We start from the raw sequence: 17719 nt of genomic DNA, 5'->3' as shown, positions 1-17719 counted from the left end.
TTGAGATGGTCGATGACGCACTGACGATTGGTGACCTCGTGGCTACCGCGAGCCTCGAGACCGAGCTCATTGCCGGTGAGGGCGGGCTCTGGCGCGGCGTGCTTTGGGCACACAGCTGCGAGCTGCCTCGGCCGTGGCGCTGGCTCGGGCCGAATGAGTTGCTGATGACTGTCGGACTGTGTGTTCCCGAGCAACCGGATGACCAGGTCGAGTTTGTGCGTTCGATTTCGAACGCCGGACTTGCGGGCATCATGCTCGGTCGGCACGATACCTGCCCGGCGATTTCCGAAGCGATGATCACGGAAGCGAATCGACTGGACCTCCCCGTGCTCGTCACCGCGCCCGAGATTCCCTTTGCCGCCGTCTCCCGTCATATCGCGGCGGCGAGCAGTACTCGACAGACGATGGAGGTGCTCACCCTCGCGAAGCTCTACAGCCTCGCCGCGGACTCGAGCGAAAACCTCGACACCTTCACCGCAGAGGTTGCAAACCTCCTCCGGGTCGGAATTCGAGTGACCGATACCCTCACGGGGCTGCCGTTGGTCGATCATGCAGGGCCGGTTAGCCTGGCCGCGACCGAGGTGCGACCCTACGAATATCCGCTGCGTGCATCCGAACCGGCAACCCTCACGATTGCCGAACCGGTCGAAGAAGACCTCAGTTCGCTCGTGCTCGTGCACCTGATGAAGCTATTGGAACTGAACTCGAACCGTGTTTACGCTCGGGTTCGCTACAGCGCAGAGCGCCGCTCACTGCTTTTCGAAGGACTCCTGCGCGGCTCCCGTGACGAGGCAATTGAGAGCTACCTCAAGGATTCATCGCTGGCGGACGGCTACTACGTTGTGGCCGTGGCGGCGGAAGAATTTGAGAAGGCGCGGCGCGGGCTGTTGCTTACGCGCTTGCCGGTGCTGACCACGACCCGTAATGAGCACGGGCTGGTGCTGGTGCCGAAGGGCTCGATCGCTGCGGTGCGGGAGTGCTTACGCGATCTGTCGGTTGCCGGCGGAGCCTCGGAGGTGTTTTCGAATCCGCGTGATGTCTCCTCGGCCGCCTCGCAGGCCACCGGCGCCCTCACGCATCGTGTGGGCGAGGAGTATTGGAGCGAGTATCGCGGCGTCCCGGTCTCGGTGCTGGCACGGTCTGTCGAGGAGGCCACGGAGATTGTGGCCAAGGTGCTCGGCGAACTCGCCACAGATTCGCCGAAGCTAGCCACGCTTCGCGACACGCTCTTCACCTACCTTCGCTGCGATCGCAGCTGGAATGCCGCGGCAGAGGAGCTGGGCATCCATCGGCAAACGCTCGCGTACCGCATCAAGAAAATTGAGGCAGCCACGGGACTGTCGCTCACCGACACTGCCGATATTGCCGCGCTCTGGATCGCGTATCAGTCCTGGCAACTCGTCAACGGGCGATCCGAAACAGGATGAATCAGCGCTATGCGGCGAGCAGCTATAGCCGAGGGGATGCAGCGCATAGCTTCCGCAACGATCCTCAGAAACGGACGATAGTCGAACGTACTGAAGTATGAAATGTCTGCCCACCACGTAACGAAGATCAATGGTTCTCCGTAGGAACAGTCGTTAGATTGAGCATACTTTTGCAGTGTTCCAAGACGAAGGAGTCTTCAATGTCGAATGATGCTTTGCCCACCGCGGTGGACGTTCTGGTGGTCGGCGCGGGATTTGCCGGAGCCATTGCCGCCCGCGATTCCGCAGCAGCCGGGCATTCGGTGCTCGTGCTCGAAGGGCGTGACCGCATCTCAGGTCGCACCTGGTATCGCAAGTTTGAGGGTAAAGAACAGGATGTTGAGGTCGGCGGCACCTGGGTAGCACCGGACCGCCAGCCCTACGTGAAAGCGGAAGCAGAACGCTACGGAATCGACCTCTTCCAGAGCCCCGAACCGCAGGCGTTCGGCTGGGGAATCGACGGGGAACTCTCGCGCGAACCCTTCCCGATCCCTGCCGAAGAGTGGCCCGCGCTCGAACGCGCGATCGCCCGAATGAACCAGGACGCCGATCGCATCCAACTCTTCGAGCAGCCGCTCGGCCAGGAAGGCTTGGAAGACCTCGACATCCCCTTCACCGAATACGTCGATGCGCTCGGTGTCGCACCAAAAACTCGCGACTTCATCCTCGCCTGGCCCACGTTCTACTTCGGGGCATACCCCGACAAGCTCTCGGCGCTCCACGTCATCTCCTGGGTCACCGCCTTCGGTAGCTGCACCGGCTGGTTCACGCTCCTGACCGACAAATTCGTCGGCGGCACCACGGGATTCGTCAGCAAGATTCTCGAGGACTCGGGTGTGGACGTGCGGCTGAATACCCCGGTGGCAACGATCGAGGATGCGGATGGTCAAGCGCGCATTACGACGCGGTCGGGTGAAGAGATCGTGGCGAAGTCGGTCATCGTCACGGCGCCGATCAATGCGTTGAACACCATCGACTTCAGCCCCGAGCTTCCGAACGCCTACCGTTCAATGAGCGAAGAGACTCAAGCTGGCGAATCGGTCAAGGTCTGGGCGCTCGTGCCCGCACTCGAAAAGGACTTTTACGGGGTCGGACTCCACACCACCTTCAAGTGGATCGCTTCCGAATACACCACGGAAGACGGCACCTATCTCTGCGCCTTCGCGAGCGCTGAGAAAGACCTTGATCCGACTGACCGGGATGCCGTCGAAGCCGCTGTCCAGGAATTCCTCCCCGAGTCGACTGTCCTCGCGATTGATTCGCACGACTGGAACAAGGACGAGTTCTCGCAGGGCACCTGGATGGCCTATCGCCCCGGACAGATCATGAAGTACTCGGCCGGACTCCAGGTGCCGCACGGTCGCATCCACTTCGCCAACTCGGACCTCGCTTCCGGTTGGGCAGGCTGGATCGACGGCGCAATTGAATCTGGACTCCGCGCTGCGCGACAATCGAACGACCTACTCGGACAGGGAGCCTAGACACCTCGATGACCCACACCGCATCCTCTCGAACTCTGCTCGTCGTTTCGCATCCGGTGCGAGGCTCGCACACCTGGCGAGTCGCGGAAACCCTCCAGGAACTGCTTGAAGCAAGCGGCGGAGTTGTTGAAATCGCCGACTTGCACGCCGAGGGGTTTGACCCGACGATCACTGCGGAAGATCTGCTGCACTATGCGGGAGAAGCACCGGTGCCGAAGGGGATTCGCCGAGAGCACGAGCGGCTCGAGCGGCAGGATGCGGTGATCATGGTTGCGCCGATGTACTGGTGGAACGTGCCCGCGCTGCTGAAGGGCTGGATCGACCGCGTCTTCACCAACGGCTGGGCCTTCGGGCACGGGCAAGCTGCCGATTCGAAGGCCCAGCTGCCGTTCGCGCGCGGGGGCTTTGTGCTGCTCACGTCGGGGTCTGTGGCTGACCTCGATCGGCACGGCTACAACGCGTCCATCGCGACTCTGCTTCCGTACGGAGTACTCAGCTACTGTGGTCGACCAGAGGCTCCGCTGCTGTACCTCGAAGAGTCGGAGGCGGAGCTCACCCCGGAGAAGGCGAACCATTGGCGCGCGTCGCTCACGGGATTTCTGAGTGCACTTGGCGTAGGGACAGAGATATCATTGACACAGTGACGCGAGAGCCGTCCCACCACTAGACCAATCCGTCGCTTCTGCCCGCTCGCAGTATCGGGTCGGAGCGCGGATCCAAACCAGACAAGAATCGAGATCAGGAGACTAACAATGACCACGTTTGCTGTTATGAACCCCGCGACCGGCGAGACCATCAAGGAATACCCAACCGCTACCGCCGAAGAGGTCCAGGATTCGATCGGCTCGGCTCAGGATGCGTACCAGAACTGGGCTCGTAAGACCACGGTTGCGGAGCGCGCGGCGCTGGCACAGCGCGCGGCGGAGCTCTTCCACGAGCGCAAGGACGAGCTCGGCGCGATCATCAACCGGGAAATGGGTAAGCCGCTTGACCAGTCGATCGGTGAAGCTGAGTTCTCCGGTGACATCACGGCTGCGTTCGCGAAGAACGCCGAGAAGTGGCTTGCTGATGAGCCGCTCGAGGTCGAAGACGGTCTGAAGACTTTCTTCCGCTACCAGGGTCTCGGCGTGCTGCTCGGCATCATGCCCTGGAACTACCCCTACTATCAGGTCGCACGCTTTGCCGTGCCGAACCTGATCCTTGGGAACACGATCGTGCTCAAGCACGCTGCCCAGTGCCCCGAGTCGGCACTCGCGCTTGAGCAGCTCTTCCTTGACGCGGGCTTCCCGAAGGGTGCTTACGTCAACGTGTTCGCATCCCACGAACAGATTTCGGACATCATTGCGGACGAGCGTGTGCAGGGTGTTTCGCTCACCGGTTCGGAGCGCGCCGGTGCGATCGTTGCGGAGCAGGCAGGCCGTGCGCTGAAGAAGTGCGTCCTTGAGCTCGGTGGGTCGGACGTCTTCCTCGTCCTCGACACCGCTGACATCGACCACGCAGTCGAGCACGCTGTTGGTGGACGGATGGAGAACACCGGCCAGGCGTGCAACGGTTCGAAGCGCATCGTCGTGATGGATAAGTACTTCGATGAGTTCTCGGAGAAGTTCAACGCCGCTATCGGCGGCCAGTCCTACGGTGACGGCGACTTCGGCCCGATGTCTTCGGACGGCGCGACGAAGACGCTCGTTAGCCAGGTTGAGTCCGCAATCAAGCAGGGCGCCCAGGTTACGGTCGGCAACAACACTCCCGAGGGCAACGTGTACACGCCAACGGTGCTCACCAACATCACCCCGGCAATGGATGTGTACAGCCAGGAGCTCTTCGGCCCGGTTGCGCAGCTCTACAAGGTGTCGAGCGATGAGGAAGCGATTGAGCTCGCGAACTCCTCGCCGTACGGCCTCGGTTCGGTCATCATCTGTGACGACCTTGAGCGTGCGGAGCAGGTCGGTAACCAGCTCGACGTGGGCATGGTGTTCATCGGTGCATCGGGCCTCGAGGGCGCGGATGTTCCCTTCGGCGGCGTGAAGAACTCCGGCTACGGCCGCGAGCTTGGCCAGGTCGGCATGCTCGAGTTCGCCAACAAGAAGCTCTTCCGCTTCGCTGAGTAGTACCGTCCGCGGCGTTGCGGTTGATACCGCGGCGTACCGCGCGGCGCACGCTAAATGGGTGTGGCCCCTGCAGTTGCAGGGGCCACACCCATTTTTCGTGCCGTCCGGTTGTCGGCGAGCCGGTAAGCCACAGGAACGCCGTTTGCCGCCCAGAAAGTGTGGACAACTGCGCTCAGGCAACCCGCCCCTTCTGAAAGAGTGCCACGAGGCGACATTCGCCCGGCGTGTCGTCGCGTGTCGTACCTTGCCGTGGCACTTTTTCAGGGCTGGGATCTTGGAAACAGCCAGGCCCTCAACCATCCGCGGACAAAGTCCTGCTCGGAAGTGAACGCGAGCAGAGTCAAAGGGTCAGGCAGCAGGTAGCGCCCGAAGCAGCGCGCGCACCGCATCGCGGCTGCGGGCGGATGCTTCATCAACTCCCATGTGGAAGTCCTGTCCGGCTGCTGGTCCGCAGAGGTCCGAAATGCCGCGTACCGAAATGAACGGCACCCCGAATGCGATCGAGGTCTGCGCAATCGCGCAGGATTCCATGTCGGTCGCTACGGCATCGGGGAATGCTTCCCTCATGTCGGCGACGTTTCTGGCGGTGACAAATGTGTCTCCTGAAAGGATGCGACCAACGCGGGCGGCGCCGACGGTTGCGGTCGGAATCGCAGTGGTGGCCGCAGCAAGGAGTTCGGGGGACGACAGAAAACGCACGGGCTGGCGTGGAACCTGCCCGCGCTCGTACCCGAACTCGGTGGCGTCGGCGGTGCCGTACGTGCACGCATCGGCGATCGCGATGTCTCCGACCTCAATGTCGGCGGGAAGTCCGCCACCGGTTCCCGCCGAGATCACGGCAGAGGGTGTGAACTCACCAATCGCCCACGTTGCGGCGCTCGCGGCGGCAACAAGACCGATGTTGCTCGTGAGGATGATGGCATCGACAGGGGTGACCGTGTCACCAACCTTCAACATGCCGCGTTTCGCCGTCACATTGGAAAGCGGCGAAGTGACCGCGACGGTATCCACGAGAAATTCATCGAAAACCGCCGATTCCTCGGCCATCGCGCAAATGATGAGGATTGGACCGCGAGACTCGAGCCCACCAACCGCCACTACGCATCCGCCTTCATGACCTGCGACCAGCCGTCGCGAGACAACAAGAACTTAGCCACGGCATCCTTCGCGCCGTTGAGGTCGTGACTCGCGGCCCAACCGCACTGCTGCTCGTTCGCGGCGGGAACCGCTTCGGCTTCGAGCAGGTCCTCAAACGTGCGCTGCAGCAGGTCGAGAAACTCTTCTTCCTCAACGCCGAGCGTCAGCGCATAGAACCCGGTCTGGCAGCCCATCGGCGAAAAGTCGATGAGTTTGTCGGTGTGGTTTCGCATGAGCTCGGCAGTGGTGTGCTCGATCGAGTGAATCGCTGGCATCTCAAGGTGCTCTTCATTCGGCTGGGCAAACCGCACGTCGTACTTAATGAGCGTGTCACCGCCAGGCAGGTCTTTACGATCGGCGACGCGCACGTATGGTGCGGCGACTTCGCGGTGATCAAGATTGAAGGATTCGACATTCATGCGCATGGCTCGAGCCTACCGAAGCGCACTGAATCGCTCGATCTGCTCGCCCGCACCCGCAACGATAATGAGGTCCATATTCGAAATGACGGTGTCGGCGGAGGCCATCTTGAACGCTGAACCGGGCGACTTCACACCGATCACATTCACTTGATAGCGCGACTCGATCTCTGACTCCCGCAGCGACATATTCCGCACCGGCTTCGGCGGATACATCTTTGCGAGCACGAACTGGTCGTCGAAGGCGATGAAGTCGAGCATCCGCCCGTTGAGCAAGTGCGCTGCGCGCTCGCCAGCTTCCGCCTCGGGGTAGATGACGTGGTTCGCGCCGATACGTTTCAGGATGCGACCGTGGGTCGAGGACATCGCCTTCGCCCAGATCTGGGGAATTTTGAGGTCGGAAAGGTTCGCGGTGATGAGCACGCTCGCTTCCAGCGAAGTGCCGACCGCGACCACGGCAATCGAGAACTCCTTTGCACCGATTTGCCGCAGCGCATCCATATTGCGCGCGTCGAGCTGGGCCGTGTGCGTGACGCGATCGGACCACTTCTGCACGAGCGCCGCATCCACATCGATCGCGAGCACTTCGCGACCGAGTCGGTCGAGCTGCCCCGCAACAGCGGCACCAAAGCGGCCAAGGCCGATGACGAGCACCGGGGCATTCGGTGGAATTGGTTCAGCCAACGATGATCCTTTCCTCGGGCAGCGTGTACAGCTGCCGCTTCTGTCTCGAGGCGAGCGCGGCGGCGAACGTCACGGTGCCCACGCGACCGAGCCACATGGTCGCGGTGAGTATGTACGTCGCTGATTCTGGCAGTTCTTGCGTGAGCCCGGTTGAGAGTCCACAGGTTGCGAAGGCCGAGATCGTGTCGAAGAGCGCGTATTTGAATTCGGCTCCCGAGAGCTGCATCACCAAGATGGATGCGATCGCCACGATGGTCGCGCCCCACATGGCAACAGCGATGGCGAGTCGAAGCACATCCACGGGGATGCGTCGGTCAAATACCTGGATGTCAGAGGAACCTTTGGCTTCGGCAACGGCCGCGAGAAAGAGAATCGCAAGTGTGGTCACTTTGATCCCGCCCGCGGTGGATGCGGACCCGCCGCCGACGAACATCAGCATGTCCATGATGAGCAGGCTCGCATCATTCATCTCGGAAATATCGACCGTGGCGAATCCGCCGGAGCGGGTCATTGCCGACATAAACCCGGCGGTGATCGGCGCGAACCACGGCGAATCGGCCGCGAGGGTGTCGGGATTGTCGAATTCGAGAAGATAGAGGAGCACCCAGCCCAGCAAGAACAGGGTTACGGTCGCGGAGAGGGTGAGTTTCACGTGCACGCCGAGGCGTTGACCGGTGCGGATGCGGCGCACGAGCGCGAATAGCACCGGAAAACCAAGCGAGCCGAGAAAGACCGTGCCGGCCAAGCATCCGAGGAACCAGACATTGTGCGCGAAGGGCGCGATGCCTTCCGGATTAGGGGTGAAGCCCGTGTTTGTGAAGGCGCTCGCGGCGTAATAGTAGGCGTCGGCGAAGGCCACCCACCACGGTCCGTAGTCGGGGGTCGAGAGTAGGACCGGCAAGATGAACAGCGCCGCGATCGACTGAATGACCACAAGTGAGATTGCCGCGGTCGCCAGGATGCCGCCCACTTCATCCAACCGGACCGCTTGTGACTCGGCGACCGGACCCGCGTGCCCGCGCAGCGGATTGCCGTCGGAAGCGGCCATGAGGCGCTGTCGTAGACCGAGGCGCCGGGTGACCACGCGACCGAGCAGGGACGCGAGAGTAAGCACTCCCACCGCGCCCACCTGGACGCCGAAGAACACAAGACCGTCGCCAAAGGGCGACCAGTGGGTTGCCATGTCGACGACCGCGAGTCCGGTGACACAGATCGTCGAGACGGCGGTGAAGAGCGCATCGGCAAACGACGTTGATTCGCCGGATGCGGATGCTGCGGGCAGCATGAACAGGAAGGTCCAGAGGCCAATGATCGCGGTGAAAATCGTGACCGCGAATCGACTCGGCGAATGGGTGCTGAAGTGCTGTGCCCGATTGCGGATTCGCTGCCACAGCGTTCGTTTCTCGCGCGCAAGCCGGTAATTCAACGGCATGGCTGGACTCCTGAGTCAGAAGGGAATAAAAACGGGTGTGGGGCTGATTTGCGGAAATACTTTGGCGCAAGAGTCGTGCAGGGTAACGGTCTGGTCTGGCAAATCAGGCAGCGACACTCTAGTCTTAGAAATGCACTCACAGTAACTTGTGTCACTCTAGTGTCGCCAGTTACATTACGACCGTTAATCGATAGGGGACAAGACTCCATGGCGAATGACCTGTCTGACGTCCGTTTCCTGACGGTTGCCGAAGTCGCCGAGCTCATGCGCGTCTCTAAAATGACGATTTACCGCATGGTTCACGCGGGGGAGCTACCCGCGGTGAAGTTCGGGCGGTCGTACCGGGTGCCCGAGTCAGCCGTGAAAGAAGCAATTCGTGCGGCTACCGAGGGCGGTCAGCGCACTGCATAGACGGTACTGACCCGCGGTTACACCTCGGGTCATCGCTGCGTACTTAAGCGGTAACTGCGTGCACGGGTGTAGACTGATCCGAGCGCATTTTCCGGGGAAGGTCGAAAGACCACCGAAGCCTGGTGCTTCTCCGCTCCCCGTTCGCATCATTCAAACAATTTGAGGAAACAATATGGGTTCTGTCGTTAAGAAGCGCCGCAAGCGTATGTCGAAGAAGAAGCACCGCAAGCTGCTTCGCAAGACTCGTCACCAGCGTCGCAATAAGAAGTAGTCACACTGCTTCGCAACGGGTATCGGCCTTCGGGTCGGTACCCGTTTTGCGTGCGCGCTGGATGTTGAAACGCATCAAGGCCGCGATCTTCCGTTACTCGAATGGCGCAGACGAGCGTACACTTCCCTGAGGTGTGCTGGGAAGTCTGGTCAGCGAAACGTTTATGGTCCCGATTTTGTAAAGGTTTTGCGCTATGGCAATGCTGCCCAAACGCCGTCCCGATGACACATTCTCGCTTCGTGAGCGATTGAACTCCCGCAAAGTCGGCGGCACACTGCTGCTCGTCGCCGCGGTCATCGCGATGATCCTGGCAAACACACCCCTCGCCTCGACATATACCGCGATCAAGGACTTTGAGCTCGCGATCCCCGCGCTCGGCATCGACCACATGACGGTGGGTCATTGGGCGAGCGACGGCGTGCTCGCGATCTTCTTTTTCGTGGTCGGCATTGAGCTCAAACGCGAGTTCGTCACCGGCCAGTTGAGCGATCCGCGTAAGGCCGCGCTCCCGATCGCCGCGGCTGTGGGCGGGATGGCCGTGCCTGCCATCGTGTATGCCGTCGTGGTCTCGACGATGGGCATGGATGCGCTCGAGGGCTGGGCGATTCCGGTTGCGACCGATATTGCCTTCGCACTCGCCTTGCTCGCGGTCTTCGGGAAGGGTCTGCCCTCGCCCTTCCGGGCGTTCCTGCTCACCCTCGCGGTGATGGATGACCTGCTCGGCATCACCGTGATCGCCATCTTCTACACCGAATCGCTCTCGCTCTGGTGGCTGGCTGCATCCCTGGTCACGATCGCGCTCTACGCACTGTGCGTCAACCGCGGTTGGAACCCCCGCTGGCTCCTCATCCCGCTGGGCATCGTCGCCTGGTACTTCATGCTGCGTTCCGGGGTGCACGCGACCATCGCGGGTGTCCTGCTCGGGCTCATGGTGCCCGCGCTACCCCGCGCCGGCGACAAGATTTCGCTAGCCGAGGATATGGAGCACGACTGGAACGCACTCTCGCAGGGAGTTGCGTTGCCACTGTTCGCATTCTTTGCCGCAGGTGTGCCCTTTGCAGTAGGTGACGGCACCTTCATCGAGGCGCTGACGCATCCGGTCTTCCTCGGTGTGTTCCTCGGGTTGTTTATCGGCAAGCCGCTTGGCGTCTTCTTCACTGTCTTGGTGCTGCATAGGCTCCCCATGTTCCGGCTCGACAGCTCGCTCAATCTCAAGGACATTGCCGCACTCGGTGGGCTCGCGGGGATCGGGTTCACAGTGTCCTTGCTCATCGGTGAGCTCGCATTCCGCGGCAACACCGAGCTGTTGGACTACGCGCACCTCGGCGTGATCATTGGCTCGCTCGCCGCCGCGGTCGTCGCGATCGGCACGCTGCGATTGCGTGAGCGGGCGCACAAGGTGGACGAGTTGAAGTCCGGCAAGGTGAGGATGCCGTGATCGGCCGGATCTTTCGGGGCTCACGTGATCCCCACGTCGTTGACTTCTACGAAAAACCAGGTTGCCACCTGTGTGAGGATGCGCTCGCTATCGTTACTGCGGAGGTCGAACGCTCCGGTGCCACGCTTCGTCGGCACAACATCCTGGAAGATCGGGAACTGCAGCGGCAGTACGGCGAACTGATTCCGGTAGTTCTCATCGACGGCGAGCAGCATGCAACGTGGTTCGTGCAGCAGGAACGGCTCCGCAAATCGCTGAGTTGAACTCCGCCGCAGCAAGACATGCTTGACTACCGGCATGGGCGACGCGGTGATGTGGATCGTGCTTGGGCTGGTATTGGCCGTGGTACTGGTCTGGAAGGGCGCCTCCGTGCTGTGGCAAAAGCTGTCCACGGAGAAGGTGTCCTGGCCGGGCGATATCGTCGCGGCGATCGTCACCTACGCGCAGAACCCGGAGCTGGGTGGGGATCTCACGCCCCAAAGTGCCGAGCTCGTGATTCGTCGGCGCCAGGATGGGCTGGAACTGCGCAGCTTCGTGGGTGGCGCCGAAAGCCTGCCCTATTCGGTGAAGCGCCAGGTGTTCGCAGCCGGGCTCGTACTCAAAGACCACCGGGCCACCGGCGTAGGCGAACAGGAGGACGGCCCGCACTTCCGGTCAGTTGCCGGTGGTGGCTACCGGTACAACCTCGACACCTGGGTCCCTGTGCACGTTGAGGAAAATTCTCGCGGCGGGCTGAACTGGACGCCACTTGATTAGCGCCTGCGAGGAAACCGCGCCAAGAATGAGATGATCGACAGGCAGCGACGCGCGATGGCGCAAGGTTGTGAGCGGCGCGAGGGGGCGAAATGTTGGATGAAATAGATCGCGCGATCGTGCGAGCCCTTCGCAGAGACGCGCGCCTGTCGATTCGGGCGCTCGCCGAAGAAGTGCATGTTTCCCGGTCAACTGCGCACGAGCGAGTGCGACACCTCATCGACCGCGGTGTCATCAGTGGCTTTTCCGCACTCGTCGACCCCGCACAAGCCGGCCTCCCAGTCCGCGCGCTGCTGGTCGTCGATACCGGTGCGACACCGGAGGGCGCAGATCTCGCAGACGCACTGCTCGACGTGCCCTATGTCGTGCGCGTGCAAACCATCGCGGGCGATATTGACTACGTCGTCGAAATCGCCGCACCCACCCACGACGCGCTGAGCACGATTGTGCTGCGCCGAGTGCTGCGGCTACCCGGCGTGAGTTCGGTGCGCACGCATCTGGTCATCGGTGAGGGGACGCGCGATCCATTCCAGATCGACGAGGGACCGCACACCGGCACATCAGCCGACTGATCCATGCTTGACGCGTCCGGACGAACGGCCCAATTCATCCCCAAAAATTGGACGAATGGCGGGCTGCACTAGACAGAATGACCGGCTGACCGAAGTTGCCAAAACGAGTTCCAATATCCAGGCTGACCGGCGCATCCTGGATACATGCGAGACAACGAAGTCGAGCCGACTGAGCCCCGTGGGCCGGCGCTCATAAACCAGAATTCACGATACGAACAGCTCCTCGAGCAGTTGCCGGGAGAGCATCCGATTCGTCTTATCGACGAGCACGGACAACCCGCTGAGCACGCGGGTGAATACGCGATGCCCGATGCCGAAACGCTGCAGGACGCATACCGCCGCATGGTGATTGCCCGACGTTGGGAAGCGCAGGTGACGGCGCTTACTCGACAGGGCCGGCTTGCGACCTACCCCTCGGCATACGGTCAAGAAGCAGGCGAAGTTGGCAGCGTGCTCGCCCTTGGCGAGCAGGACTGGATGTTCCCGAGCTACCGGGAATCATCGGCGCTGCTCACGAGGGGTGTGCCGCCCCGGAATCTGCTCAGCTTCTTCCGCGGTGACTGGCACAACTCCTACGATCCCTACGAGTTCAATATCAGTACGCAATCCACGCCGCTCGCGACGCAGGCGCTGCACGCGGTCGGCTTCGCTCACGCGGAAAGGCTGCAGGGCCGCGACACGGTGACGCTCGCGTATCTCGGCGATGGCGCGTCGAGCGAGGGAGACGCGCACGAGGCGATGAACTTCGCGGCCACGTGGAACACCGCGACGGTGTTTTTCGTCCAGAACAACCAGTACGCGATTTCGACCCCGCTGCAGTCGCAAACGCGTTCCAGGTCGATTGCCGACCGCGCCGCCGGGCTCGGGATGCGCGGCGTCTGGGTTGACGGCAACGATGTCGCCGCGGTCATCGCGGTGTTGCAGGATGCGGTGGCGCGGGCCCGGGCGGGTCAGGGACCGACCCTGGTCGAGTCGCGCACCTATCGCCTCGAATCGCACACGAATTCGGATGACCCGACTCGCTATCGGACCTCGGAAGAGGCCCAAGCGTGGGCACCCTTTGACCCCATCCAGCGCCTCGCAACCTACCTGCGTGACCGCGACCTGCTCGGCGAGGAGCTCGAAGCCGAGATCAACGCCGCCGCGGAAGACAACGCAGCGAAGACCCGTGATGCCATGAATGAGACGGTCGAGGTCGACCCGCTCGAACTCTTCGAGCACGTCTACGCGAGTCCGCGGGCGTCTCTACTTGAACAGCGCGAACTGCTCGCCGAAGAGCTCGCCGCGCGCGAACCCGAGGGAGCACAATCATGACTGCCCTAACTATGCCTACCCAGCCCGCCGAATACGAAGCGCGGGGTGACGGCGCTGACGAGGTGCAACGAACCGAACGGCCCGCACCGAAGACCGAATCACTCTCAATTGCCGGCGCGATCAACGCGGCCCTGCGCGATGCGCTCACAGAAGACCCCCGCGTGGTGATTTTCGGCGAGGACGTCGGCCCGCTCGGCGGCGTCTTCCGAGTCACCGACAAGCTTGCGGCCGAGTTCGGCAAAGACCGGGTGTGGGATGCGCCGCTCGCCGAATCGGGGATTGTTGGTTCGGCGATTGGCATGGCGATGGCCGGGATGCGTCCGGTCGTCGAGATGCAATTCGACGCCTTTAGCTATCCGGCGCTCGAGCAGGTGTTCTCGCACCTCGCGAAGATGCGCAACCGCACACGTGGCCGGGTGGAATTGCCACTCGTGATTCGCATCCCGTATGGCGGTGGCATCGGCGGGGTTGAGCACCACTCGGACTCCTCCGAAGCGTATTGGACGCACACCCCCGGACTCACGGTCGTGACGCCATCGAATGCGCAGGATGCGTATCACCTGATGCGCGGCGCAATCGAGTCGGACGACCCGGTGATCGTCTTTGAGCCGAAGCGGCGCTACTGGGCGAAGGGCGAGGTTGACCGTGCGAATGCACCCGCGCCGATGAACCGCGCCCGCGTGCTCCGTGAGGGGACGGATGCGACGCTGCTCGCCTACGGTCCGACCGTTGAAGTGGCGCTTGAGGCGGCTCGAGTTGGCGCCGACGAAGATCTTTCGGTTGAGGTGATCGACCTGCGCACGCTCTCACCCTTTGACGATGAGACCGTCGCCGAGTCGGTGCGGAAGACCTCGCGCGCGGTGGTGATTCACGAGGCGCAGCAGTTTGGTGGCTACGGGGCCGAAGTGGTCGCCCGCGTGACCGAGCGAAACTTCTACTGGTTGGATGCGCCCGTGCTGCGCGTCACCGGTTTCGATGTGCCGTACCCGGCGCCAAAGCTCGAAGAGTATTTCTTGCCGACCGCGGAGCGTGTGCTCGCCGCGATGGACCGTTGGGAGTGGTGATGGCTGACGTACAGGAATTTATTCTCCCCGATCTCGGCGAGGGACTCGTTGAGGCGACGATCGTCGAGTGGAAGGTCGCCGTTGGCGACGAGGTCACGATCGACCAGCTCGTCGTGGAAGTTGAATCCGCGAAATCCGTGGTCGAATTGCCCACGCCTTATGCGGGGCGAGTCGTGTCGCTCGGTGCGGGCGAGGGTGAAGTGATGCAGGCTGGTCAGGTACTGCTTGCCGTTGAGCCGGTTGGCGCGGATGCCGGTGCCGGCCCTGGTGCTGGTTCAGATACGGCCGATGGTGGCGCTGGTAGCGCGGGTACCGGCGGCTCGGCCGTGGACGCGGAGCCCGACGACGGTGCTCCGGGTTCCGTGTCCGACGTTGGTCGTGGTTGGAGCGGCAGCAGCGCGAGCACTGCCGCGGATGATGCGGCATCCGAGGGCTCGGGCGCCGTGCTCGTCGGTTACGGCACCAAGGAATCCACCGCACGATTGCGGCGACCCGAAGGCGGCCGGTTTAAGCGCCGCAGCAAGCAGCTCAGTTGCGAGACGGATGCGTGCGAGACTGAAGCCGCTACCGACAGCGGTGCGACCCAACAGCCCAACAGTGCGAGCGTGCCCGTCGGTACTGAGCAGCTAGCGGCCATGAACGCCCGTGTCGCGCTCATCGATGAGCAACGCAATTCCCCAGTGATGTCACCACTCGTGCGCCGCGAAGCGCAAGCGGCAGGCTTTGACGCGCGGCACTTACAGGGTAGCGGTCAAGGCGGACTGGTCTTGCGGGCCGACGTGCAGCAGGCTGTGGCGACGCTTGCCGGTGCGCAAACGGCGGCTCAGCCAGCAGCGACTCAACCGCACGCTGCGGCCGGCGCGACCGTGACGCAATTGCGCACGCAACCGACAGCCGAAGCCGCGGGCCAGGCCGCGCATCCTGCCGGGCAGGAGACTGCCGCGCAGGTTCCTGCGGGCGAGGACCGTCGCATCCCGGTGGATGGAATGCGCGCGATCGTCGCCGAGCACATGGAGCAGTCGCACGCGAGCGTGCCGAAGGCGACCATCTGGCTCGACGCCGACGTGACGCCGCTGCTCGAACTGCGGAAGCAGCTCCAAGAAAGCACTGATGAGCGCTTCAGTCTCACGACGCTTATCGCGCGGATTGTCGTGGCGGGGCTGCAGCAGCATCCGCGGCTCAATGCATCCTTCGACAAGGACGCGAACGAGATCGTCGAACATGGCACAGTCAATCTCGGAATCGCGGCGCAGACACCGCGTGGACTGTCGGTTCCGGTGGTCCACGGCGCGAGCGCGATGACGCTGCGCGAACTGCGCGACGGTATCGGTGAACTCGTCGCGGAGGCGCCGCGCGGGAAGTTCTCGCCGAGCCAGCTGCAGGGCGGCACGTTCACGCTGAATAACTACGGCGGATTTGGTGTCGACGGTTCGAGCCCGATCATCAATTTGCCCCAAGCGGCGATGCTCGGAATTGGGCGGCTCAAGGAACGCCCGTGGGTCGTTGCCGGCGAACTTGCGGTACGCACCGTGATGACGGTGAGTTTCGTATTCGACCACCGCGTCTGCGACGGGGATGCAGCGAGTGCATTCTTGACGTACGTCACCGACCGGATGGAACGGCCCGCTCTGCTGTTTGCGGATCTGTAGTTGGACTCAGCCTCATTGCCGTATGTTGGCAGGCACGAATCGTGCAGCGGCGAGAGGACGCAGATGACTCCAAGTGGATTCGATCCGTTCAGTTCTCACCATGGCGGCGAGAACGTTTCTGTCGGCGCATTTGGGCAGCCGATCGGCGGGCCGCCCGCTGGTGGCTTCGGCATGTTTGGGATGGAGCCGCTGCCTGAGCCGGAGCTGTTGCCGATTCCGGATGCGGTGCGCGGGTTCGCAATTCGGCTTGACCTGCTCGACGTGAAGCCTCCGGTGTGGCGACGCCTCGAAGTTCCGGGCGACATCATGCTCAATCGCCTGCATGACGTGGTCCAGGCGGCGATGGGGTGGACGGGCAGCCATTTGCACACCTTCCGGACGACTAATGATCGCAATCCTCCGCCCGTCTTTCTCACCCGCTTCGACCTTGAGGAAGGTGACCAGGGCATCCTCGAAGACGATGTGCGACTCGACCAGGTCTTCGAGGCCAAGGGGGACCGACTCTGGTACGACTATGACTTTGGCGACGGGTGGGAGCACGAGTTGCGCGTCGAGAAGGTGCTCGCTGATCCACCAGAAGTACCGCGATGCGTGGACGGAAAACTCGCGTGCCCACCGGAAGACTGCGGCGGTACCGGAGGCTACGCGGAGCTCGCTGCGTGGGTTCGCGGCGACTACGACGAGAAGTTGCTCCCACGAGTATTCGAGAACACGGAGATCGGTCTCGTGTGGCTGGGCGACAAGTGGCACCCGGATGTCTTCGACGTTGAATCGACGAACCGGGACATTGCATTGGCTATCGCGGACCCGCCGCCAGTCACTGCGGAGCTTGCGGAACTGCTCGAGTTCGAGCGCAGTCAAAGCGGGCGGAGTCTTTGGGAGATGCTCGCACGGCCCGAATCCCATGGCACCACTGAGGTCAGCGCGGCGGCCGCTGCCGAAGCAACTGAGCCCTTCCGTATGCTCCTCGAGGTGATCGGGGACGGGGCGAACCTCACCCAGGCAGGCTATTTGAAGCCAGCGGATGTCGAGCAGATCGCGAAGCGCGCAGGGATCATCGAGTGGTGGATCGGCAAGGCGAATCGCGAAGATATGACGCCGCCAGTGGCCGATCTGCGCGACACTGCGCGTGCCCTGGGTCTCGTCTCGGTACGCAAAGGCCGAATCTCCCCGACGCAGGCAGCCAAGCGGTGCGCGGACGATCCACAAGCGCTCTTGCGCCATATCCTCGGGCGCCTCCCGCTCGGCAAGTCACAAGTGGACCGGCACCTGGGCTGGACTGCTCTCGCCGTAGTCGGAAGTGACTGCCCCGTAAAATTCTGGAACGGGACCATTAGCGGCTTCATGTTCGATCTTGGCTGGCGTGATGGCCGTGACCGCCACGCTCCTCCTCACCCAATGAGCCCCACGCTCGACGCACTGAAGATTCTTGCGGGATCGACTCGCAATGGCTGGGGGCGTCTCCCGCATGAGCAAGTCGCCGCAATGGCCCGTAGCGTCATTCGAGCCTGACGGATTCG

At 62.5% G+C, this 17719-nt stretch carries 18 protein-coding genes; 14 read left to right on the top strand and 4 right to left on the bottom strand.

Translation table 11 applies throughout. The features are described 5' to 3' along the window. The first annotated feature begins 5 nt into the window (after nucleotides 1-5). The 4 genes from ACTHXA_RS06490 to ACTHXA_RS06475 all read left to right on the top strand — a co-directional run bounded on the left by ACTHXA_RS06490 (nucleotide 6) and on the right by ACTHXA_RS06475 (nucleotide 5055). Nucleotides 6-1427, top strand: coding sequence for a PucR family transcriptional regulator (locus ACTHXA_RS06490; RefSeq protein WP_441670557.1), 1422 nt, complete (start codon nucleotides 6-8; stop codon nucleotides 1425-1427). 200 nt (nucleotides 1428-1627) lie between these two features. After that, nucleotides 1628-2947: a flavin monoamine oxidase family protein gene (locus tag ACTHXA_RS06485; RefSeq protein ID WP_441670555.1), complete on the top strand. Its 1320-nt coding sequence runs from the start codon at nucleotides 1628-1630 to the stop codon at nucleotides 2945-2947. Between the two features lie 8 nt (nucleotides 2948-2955). Then, nucleotides 2956-3591 carry an NAD(P)H-dependent oxidoreductase gene (locus ACTHXA_RS06480; RefSeq protein WP_441670553.1) on the top strand — a complete coding sequence of 212 codons (636 nt, stop codon included), beginning with the start codon at nucleotides 2956-2958 and terminating at the stop codon, nucleotides 3589-3591. A 108-nt stretch (nucleotides 3592-3699) separates the two neighbouring features. Then, nucleotides 3700-5055, top strand: a complete 1356-nt coding sequence (locus tag ACTHXA_RS06475; RefSeq protein ID WP_441670551.1) for an NAD-dependent succinate-semialdehyde dehydrogenase — start codon at nucleotides 3700-3702, stop codon at nucleotides 5053-5055. A 348-nt stretch (nucleotides 5056-5403) separates the two neighbouring features. Here ACTHXA_RS06475 and mtnN read toward each other — a convergent pair whose 3' ends face one another. From mtnN to ACTHXA_RS06455, 4 genes are read right to left on the bottom strand one after another with little or no spacing between them, the layout of a single operon-like run. Continuing rightward, nucleotides 5404-6153 carry a 5'-methylthioadenosine/S-adenosylhomocysteine nucleosidase gene (gene mtnN / locus ACTHXA_RS06470; RefSeq protein ID WP_441670549.1) on the bottom strand — a complete coding sequence of 250 codons (750 nt, stop codon included), beginning with the start codon at nucleotides 6151-6153 and terminating at the stop codon, nucleotides 5404-5406. After that, entirely contained in the window at nucleotides 6153-6617 is a 465-nt protein-coding gene (locus ACTHXA_RS06465; RefSeq protein ID WP_441670547.1) for an S-ribosylhomocysteine lyase, read from the bottom strand. The genes mtnN and ACTHXA_RS06465 overlap by 1 nt, the downstream gene beginning before the upstream one ends. Nucleotides 6618-6626: 9 nt before the next feature. Continuing rightward, nucleotides 6627-7295 carry a potassium channel family protein gene (locus ACTHXA_RS06460; protein WP_441670545.1) on the bottom strand — a complete coding sequence of 223 codons (669 nt, stop codon included), beginning with the start codon at nucleotides 7293-7295 and terminating at the stop codon, nucleotides 6627-6629. Continuing rightward, nucleotides 7288-8727, bottom strand: coding sequence for a TrkH family potassium uptake protein (locus ACTHXA_RS06455; RefSeq protein WP_441670543.1), 1440 nt, complete (start codon nucleotides 8725-8727; stop codon nucleotides 7288-7290). The genes ACTHXA_RS06460 and ACTHXA_RS06455 overlap by 8 nt, the downstream gene beginning before the upstream one ends. 207 nt (nucleotides 8728-8934) lie before the next feature. On the opposite strand from ACTHXA_RS06455, the gene ACTHXA_RS06450 reads away from it, so the two are divergent. The 10 genes from ACTHXA_RS06450 to ACTHXA_RS06405 all read left to right on the top strand — a co-directional run bounded on the left by ACTHXA_RS06450 (nucleotide 8935) and on the right by ACTHXA_RS06405 (nucleotide 17711). Next, entirely contained in the window at nucleotides 8935-9138 is a 204-nt protein-coding gene (locus tag ACTHXA_RS06450; protein ID WP_441670541.1) for a helix-turn-helix domain-containing protein, read from the top strand. Nucleotides 9139-9310: 172 nt separating this feature from the next. Beyond that, complete coding sequence (locus ACTHXA_RS06445) at nucleotides 9311-9409, top strand: 30S ribosomal protein bS22 (RefSeq protein ID WP_019174583.1); 99 nt, start codon at nucleotides 9311-9313, stop codon at nucleotides 9407-9409. 193 nt (nucleotides 9410-9602) lie between these two features. Continuing rightward, nucleotides 9603-10847 carry a Na+/H+ antiporter NhaA gene (gene nhaA / locus ACTHXA_RS06440; protein ID WP_441670539.1) on the top strand — a complete coding sequence of 415 codons (1245 nt, stop codon included), beginning with the start codon at nucleotides 9603-9605 and terminating at the stop codon, nucleotides 10845-10847. After that, on the top strand, nucleotides 10844-11110 hold the full coding sequence (locus tag ACTHXA_RS06435) for a glutaredoxin family protein (RefSeq protein WP_441670537.1): 267 nt from the start codon (nucleotides 10844-10846) through the stop codon (nucleotides 11108-11110). The genes nhaA and ACTHXA_RS06435 overlap by 4 nt, the downstream gene beginning before the upstream one ends. Nucleotides 11111-11144: 34 nt before the next feature. Beyond that, on the top strand, nucleotides 11145-11603 hold the full coding sequence (locus ACTHXA_RS06430) for a hypothetical protein (protein ID WP_441670535.1): 459 nt from the start codon (nucleotides 11145-11147) through the stop codon (nucleotides 11601-11603). A gap of 89 nt (nucleotides 11604-11692) precedes the next feature. Further along, on the top strand, nucleotides 11693-12172 hold the full coding sequence (locus ACTHXA_RS06425; RefSeq protein ID WP_441670533.1) for an Lrp/AsnC family transcriptional regulator: 480 nt from the start codon (nucleotides 11693-11695) through the stop codon (nucleotides 12170-12172). Nucleotides 12173-12316: 144 nt separating this feature from the next. After that, nucleotides 12317-13486 (top strand): pyruvate dehydrogenase (acetyl-transferring) E1 component subunit alpha, encoded by a 1170-nt coding sequence (pdhA, locus tag ACTHXA_RS06420; protein WP_441670531.1) that lies wholly within the window; start codon nucleotides 12317-12319, stop codon nucleotides 13484-13486. Next, nucleotides 13483-14550 (top strand): alpha-ketoacid dehydrogenase subunit beta, encoded by a 1068-nt coding sequence (locus ACTHXA_RS06415; RefSeq protein WP_441670529.1) that lies wholly within the window; start codon nucleotides 13483-13485, stop codon nucleotides 14548-14550. The genes pdhA and ACTHXA_RS06415 overlap by 4 nt, the downstream gene beginning before the upstream one ends. Beyond that, on the top strand, nucleotides 14550-16199 hold the full coding sequence (locus ACTHXA_RS06410; RefSeq protein WP_441670527.1) for a dihydrolipoamide acetyltransferase family protein: 1650 nt from the start codon (nucleotides 14550-14552) through the stop codon (nucleotides 16197-16199). Before ACTHXA_RS06415 ends, ACTHXA_RS06410 begins: the two co-directional genes overlap by 1 nt. 63 nt (nucleotides 16200-16262) lie before the next feature. After that, nucleotides 16263-17711 (top strand): plasmid pRiA4b ORF-3 family protein, encoded by a 1449-nt coding sequence (locus ACTHXA_RS06405; protein WP_441670525.1) that lies wholly within the window; start codon nucleotides 16263-16265, stop codon nucleotides 17709-17711. Nucleotides 17712-17719 lie beyond the last annotated feature (8 nt).

The sequence above is a fragment of the Gulosibacter sp. genome, from assembly GCF_052090685.1.
GTDB lineage: Bacteria > Actinomycetota > Actinomycetes > Actinomycetales > Microbacteriaceae > Gulosibacter.
This window is presented reverse-complemented; position numbering and strand designations above follow the sequence as displayed.

Bases quoted from the DNA above. Each gene is read 5' to 3' on its own strand.
- ACTHXA_RS06425 (WP_441670533.1), top strand. From the start codon at position 11,693: ATGTTGGATGAAATAGATCGCGCGATCGTGCGAGCCCTTCGCAGAGAC.
- ACTHXA_RS06455 (WP_441670543.1), bottom strand. From the start codon at position 8,727: ATGCCGTTGAATTACCGGCTTGCGCGCGAGAAACGAACGCTGTGGCAG.
- ACTHXA_RS06410 (WP_441670527.1), top strand. From the start codon at position 14,550: ATGGCTGACGTACAGGAATTTATTCTCCCCGATCTCGGCGAGGGACTC.
- ACTHXA_RS06415 (WP_441670529.1), top strand. From the start codon at position 13,483: ATGACTGCCCTAACTATGCCTACCCAGCCCGCCGAATACGAAGCGCGG.
- ACTHXA_RS06480 (WP_441670553.1), top strand. From the start codon at position 2,956: ATGACCCACACCGCATCCTCTCGAACTCTGCTCGTCGTTTCGCATCCG.
- ACTHXA_RS06405 (WP_441670525.1), top strand. From the start codon at position 16,263: ATGACTCCAAGTGGATTCGATCCGTTCAGTTCTCACCATGGCGGCGAG.
- ACTHXA_RS06465 (WP_441670547.1), bottom strand. From the start codon at position 6,617: ATGCGCATGAATGTCGAATCCTTCAATCTTGATCACCGCGAAGTCGCC.
- pdhA (WP_441670531.1), top strand. From the start codon at position 12,317: ATGCGAGACAACGAAGTCGAGCCGACTGAGCCCCGTGGGCCGGCGCTC.
- ACTHXA_RS06475 (WP_441670551.1), top strand. From the start codon at position 3,700: ATGACCACGTTTGCTGTTATGAACCCCGCGACCGGCGAGACCATCAAG.
- ACTHXA_RS06430 (WP_441670535.1), top strand. From the start codon at position 11,145: ATGGGCGACGCGGTGATGTGGATCGTGCTTGGGCTGGTATTGGCCGTG.
- nhaA (WP_441670539.1), top strand. From the start codon at position 9,603: ATGGCAATGCTGCCCAAACGCCGTCCCGATGACACATTCTCGCTTCGT.
- ACTHXA_RS06445 (WP_019174583.1), top strand. From the start codon at position 9,311: ATGGGTTCTGTCGTTAAGAAGCGCCGCAAGCGTATGTCGAAGAAGAAG.
- ACTHXA_RS06490 (WP_441670557.1), top strand. From the start codon at position 6: ATGGTCGATGACGCACTGACGATTGGTGACCTCGTGGCTACCGCGAGC.
- ACTHXA_RS06450 (WP_441670541.1), top strand. From the start codon at position 8,935: ATGGCGAATGACCTGTCTGACGTCCGTTTCCTGACGGTTGCCGAAGTC.
- ACTHXA_RS06485 (WP_441670555.1), top strand. From the start codon at position 1,628: ATGTCGAATGATGCTTTGCCCACCGCGGTGGACGTTCTGGTGGTCGGC.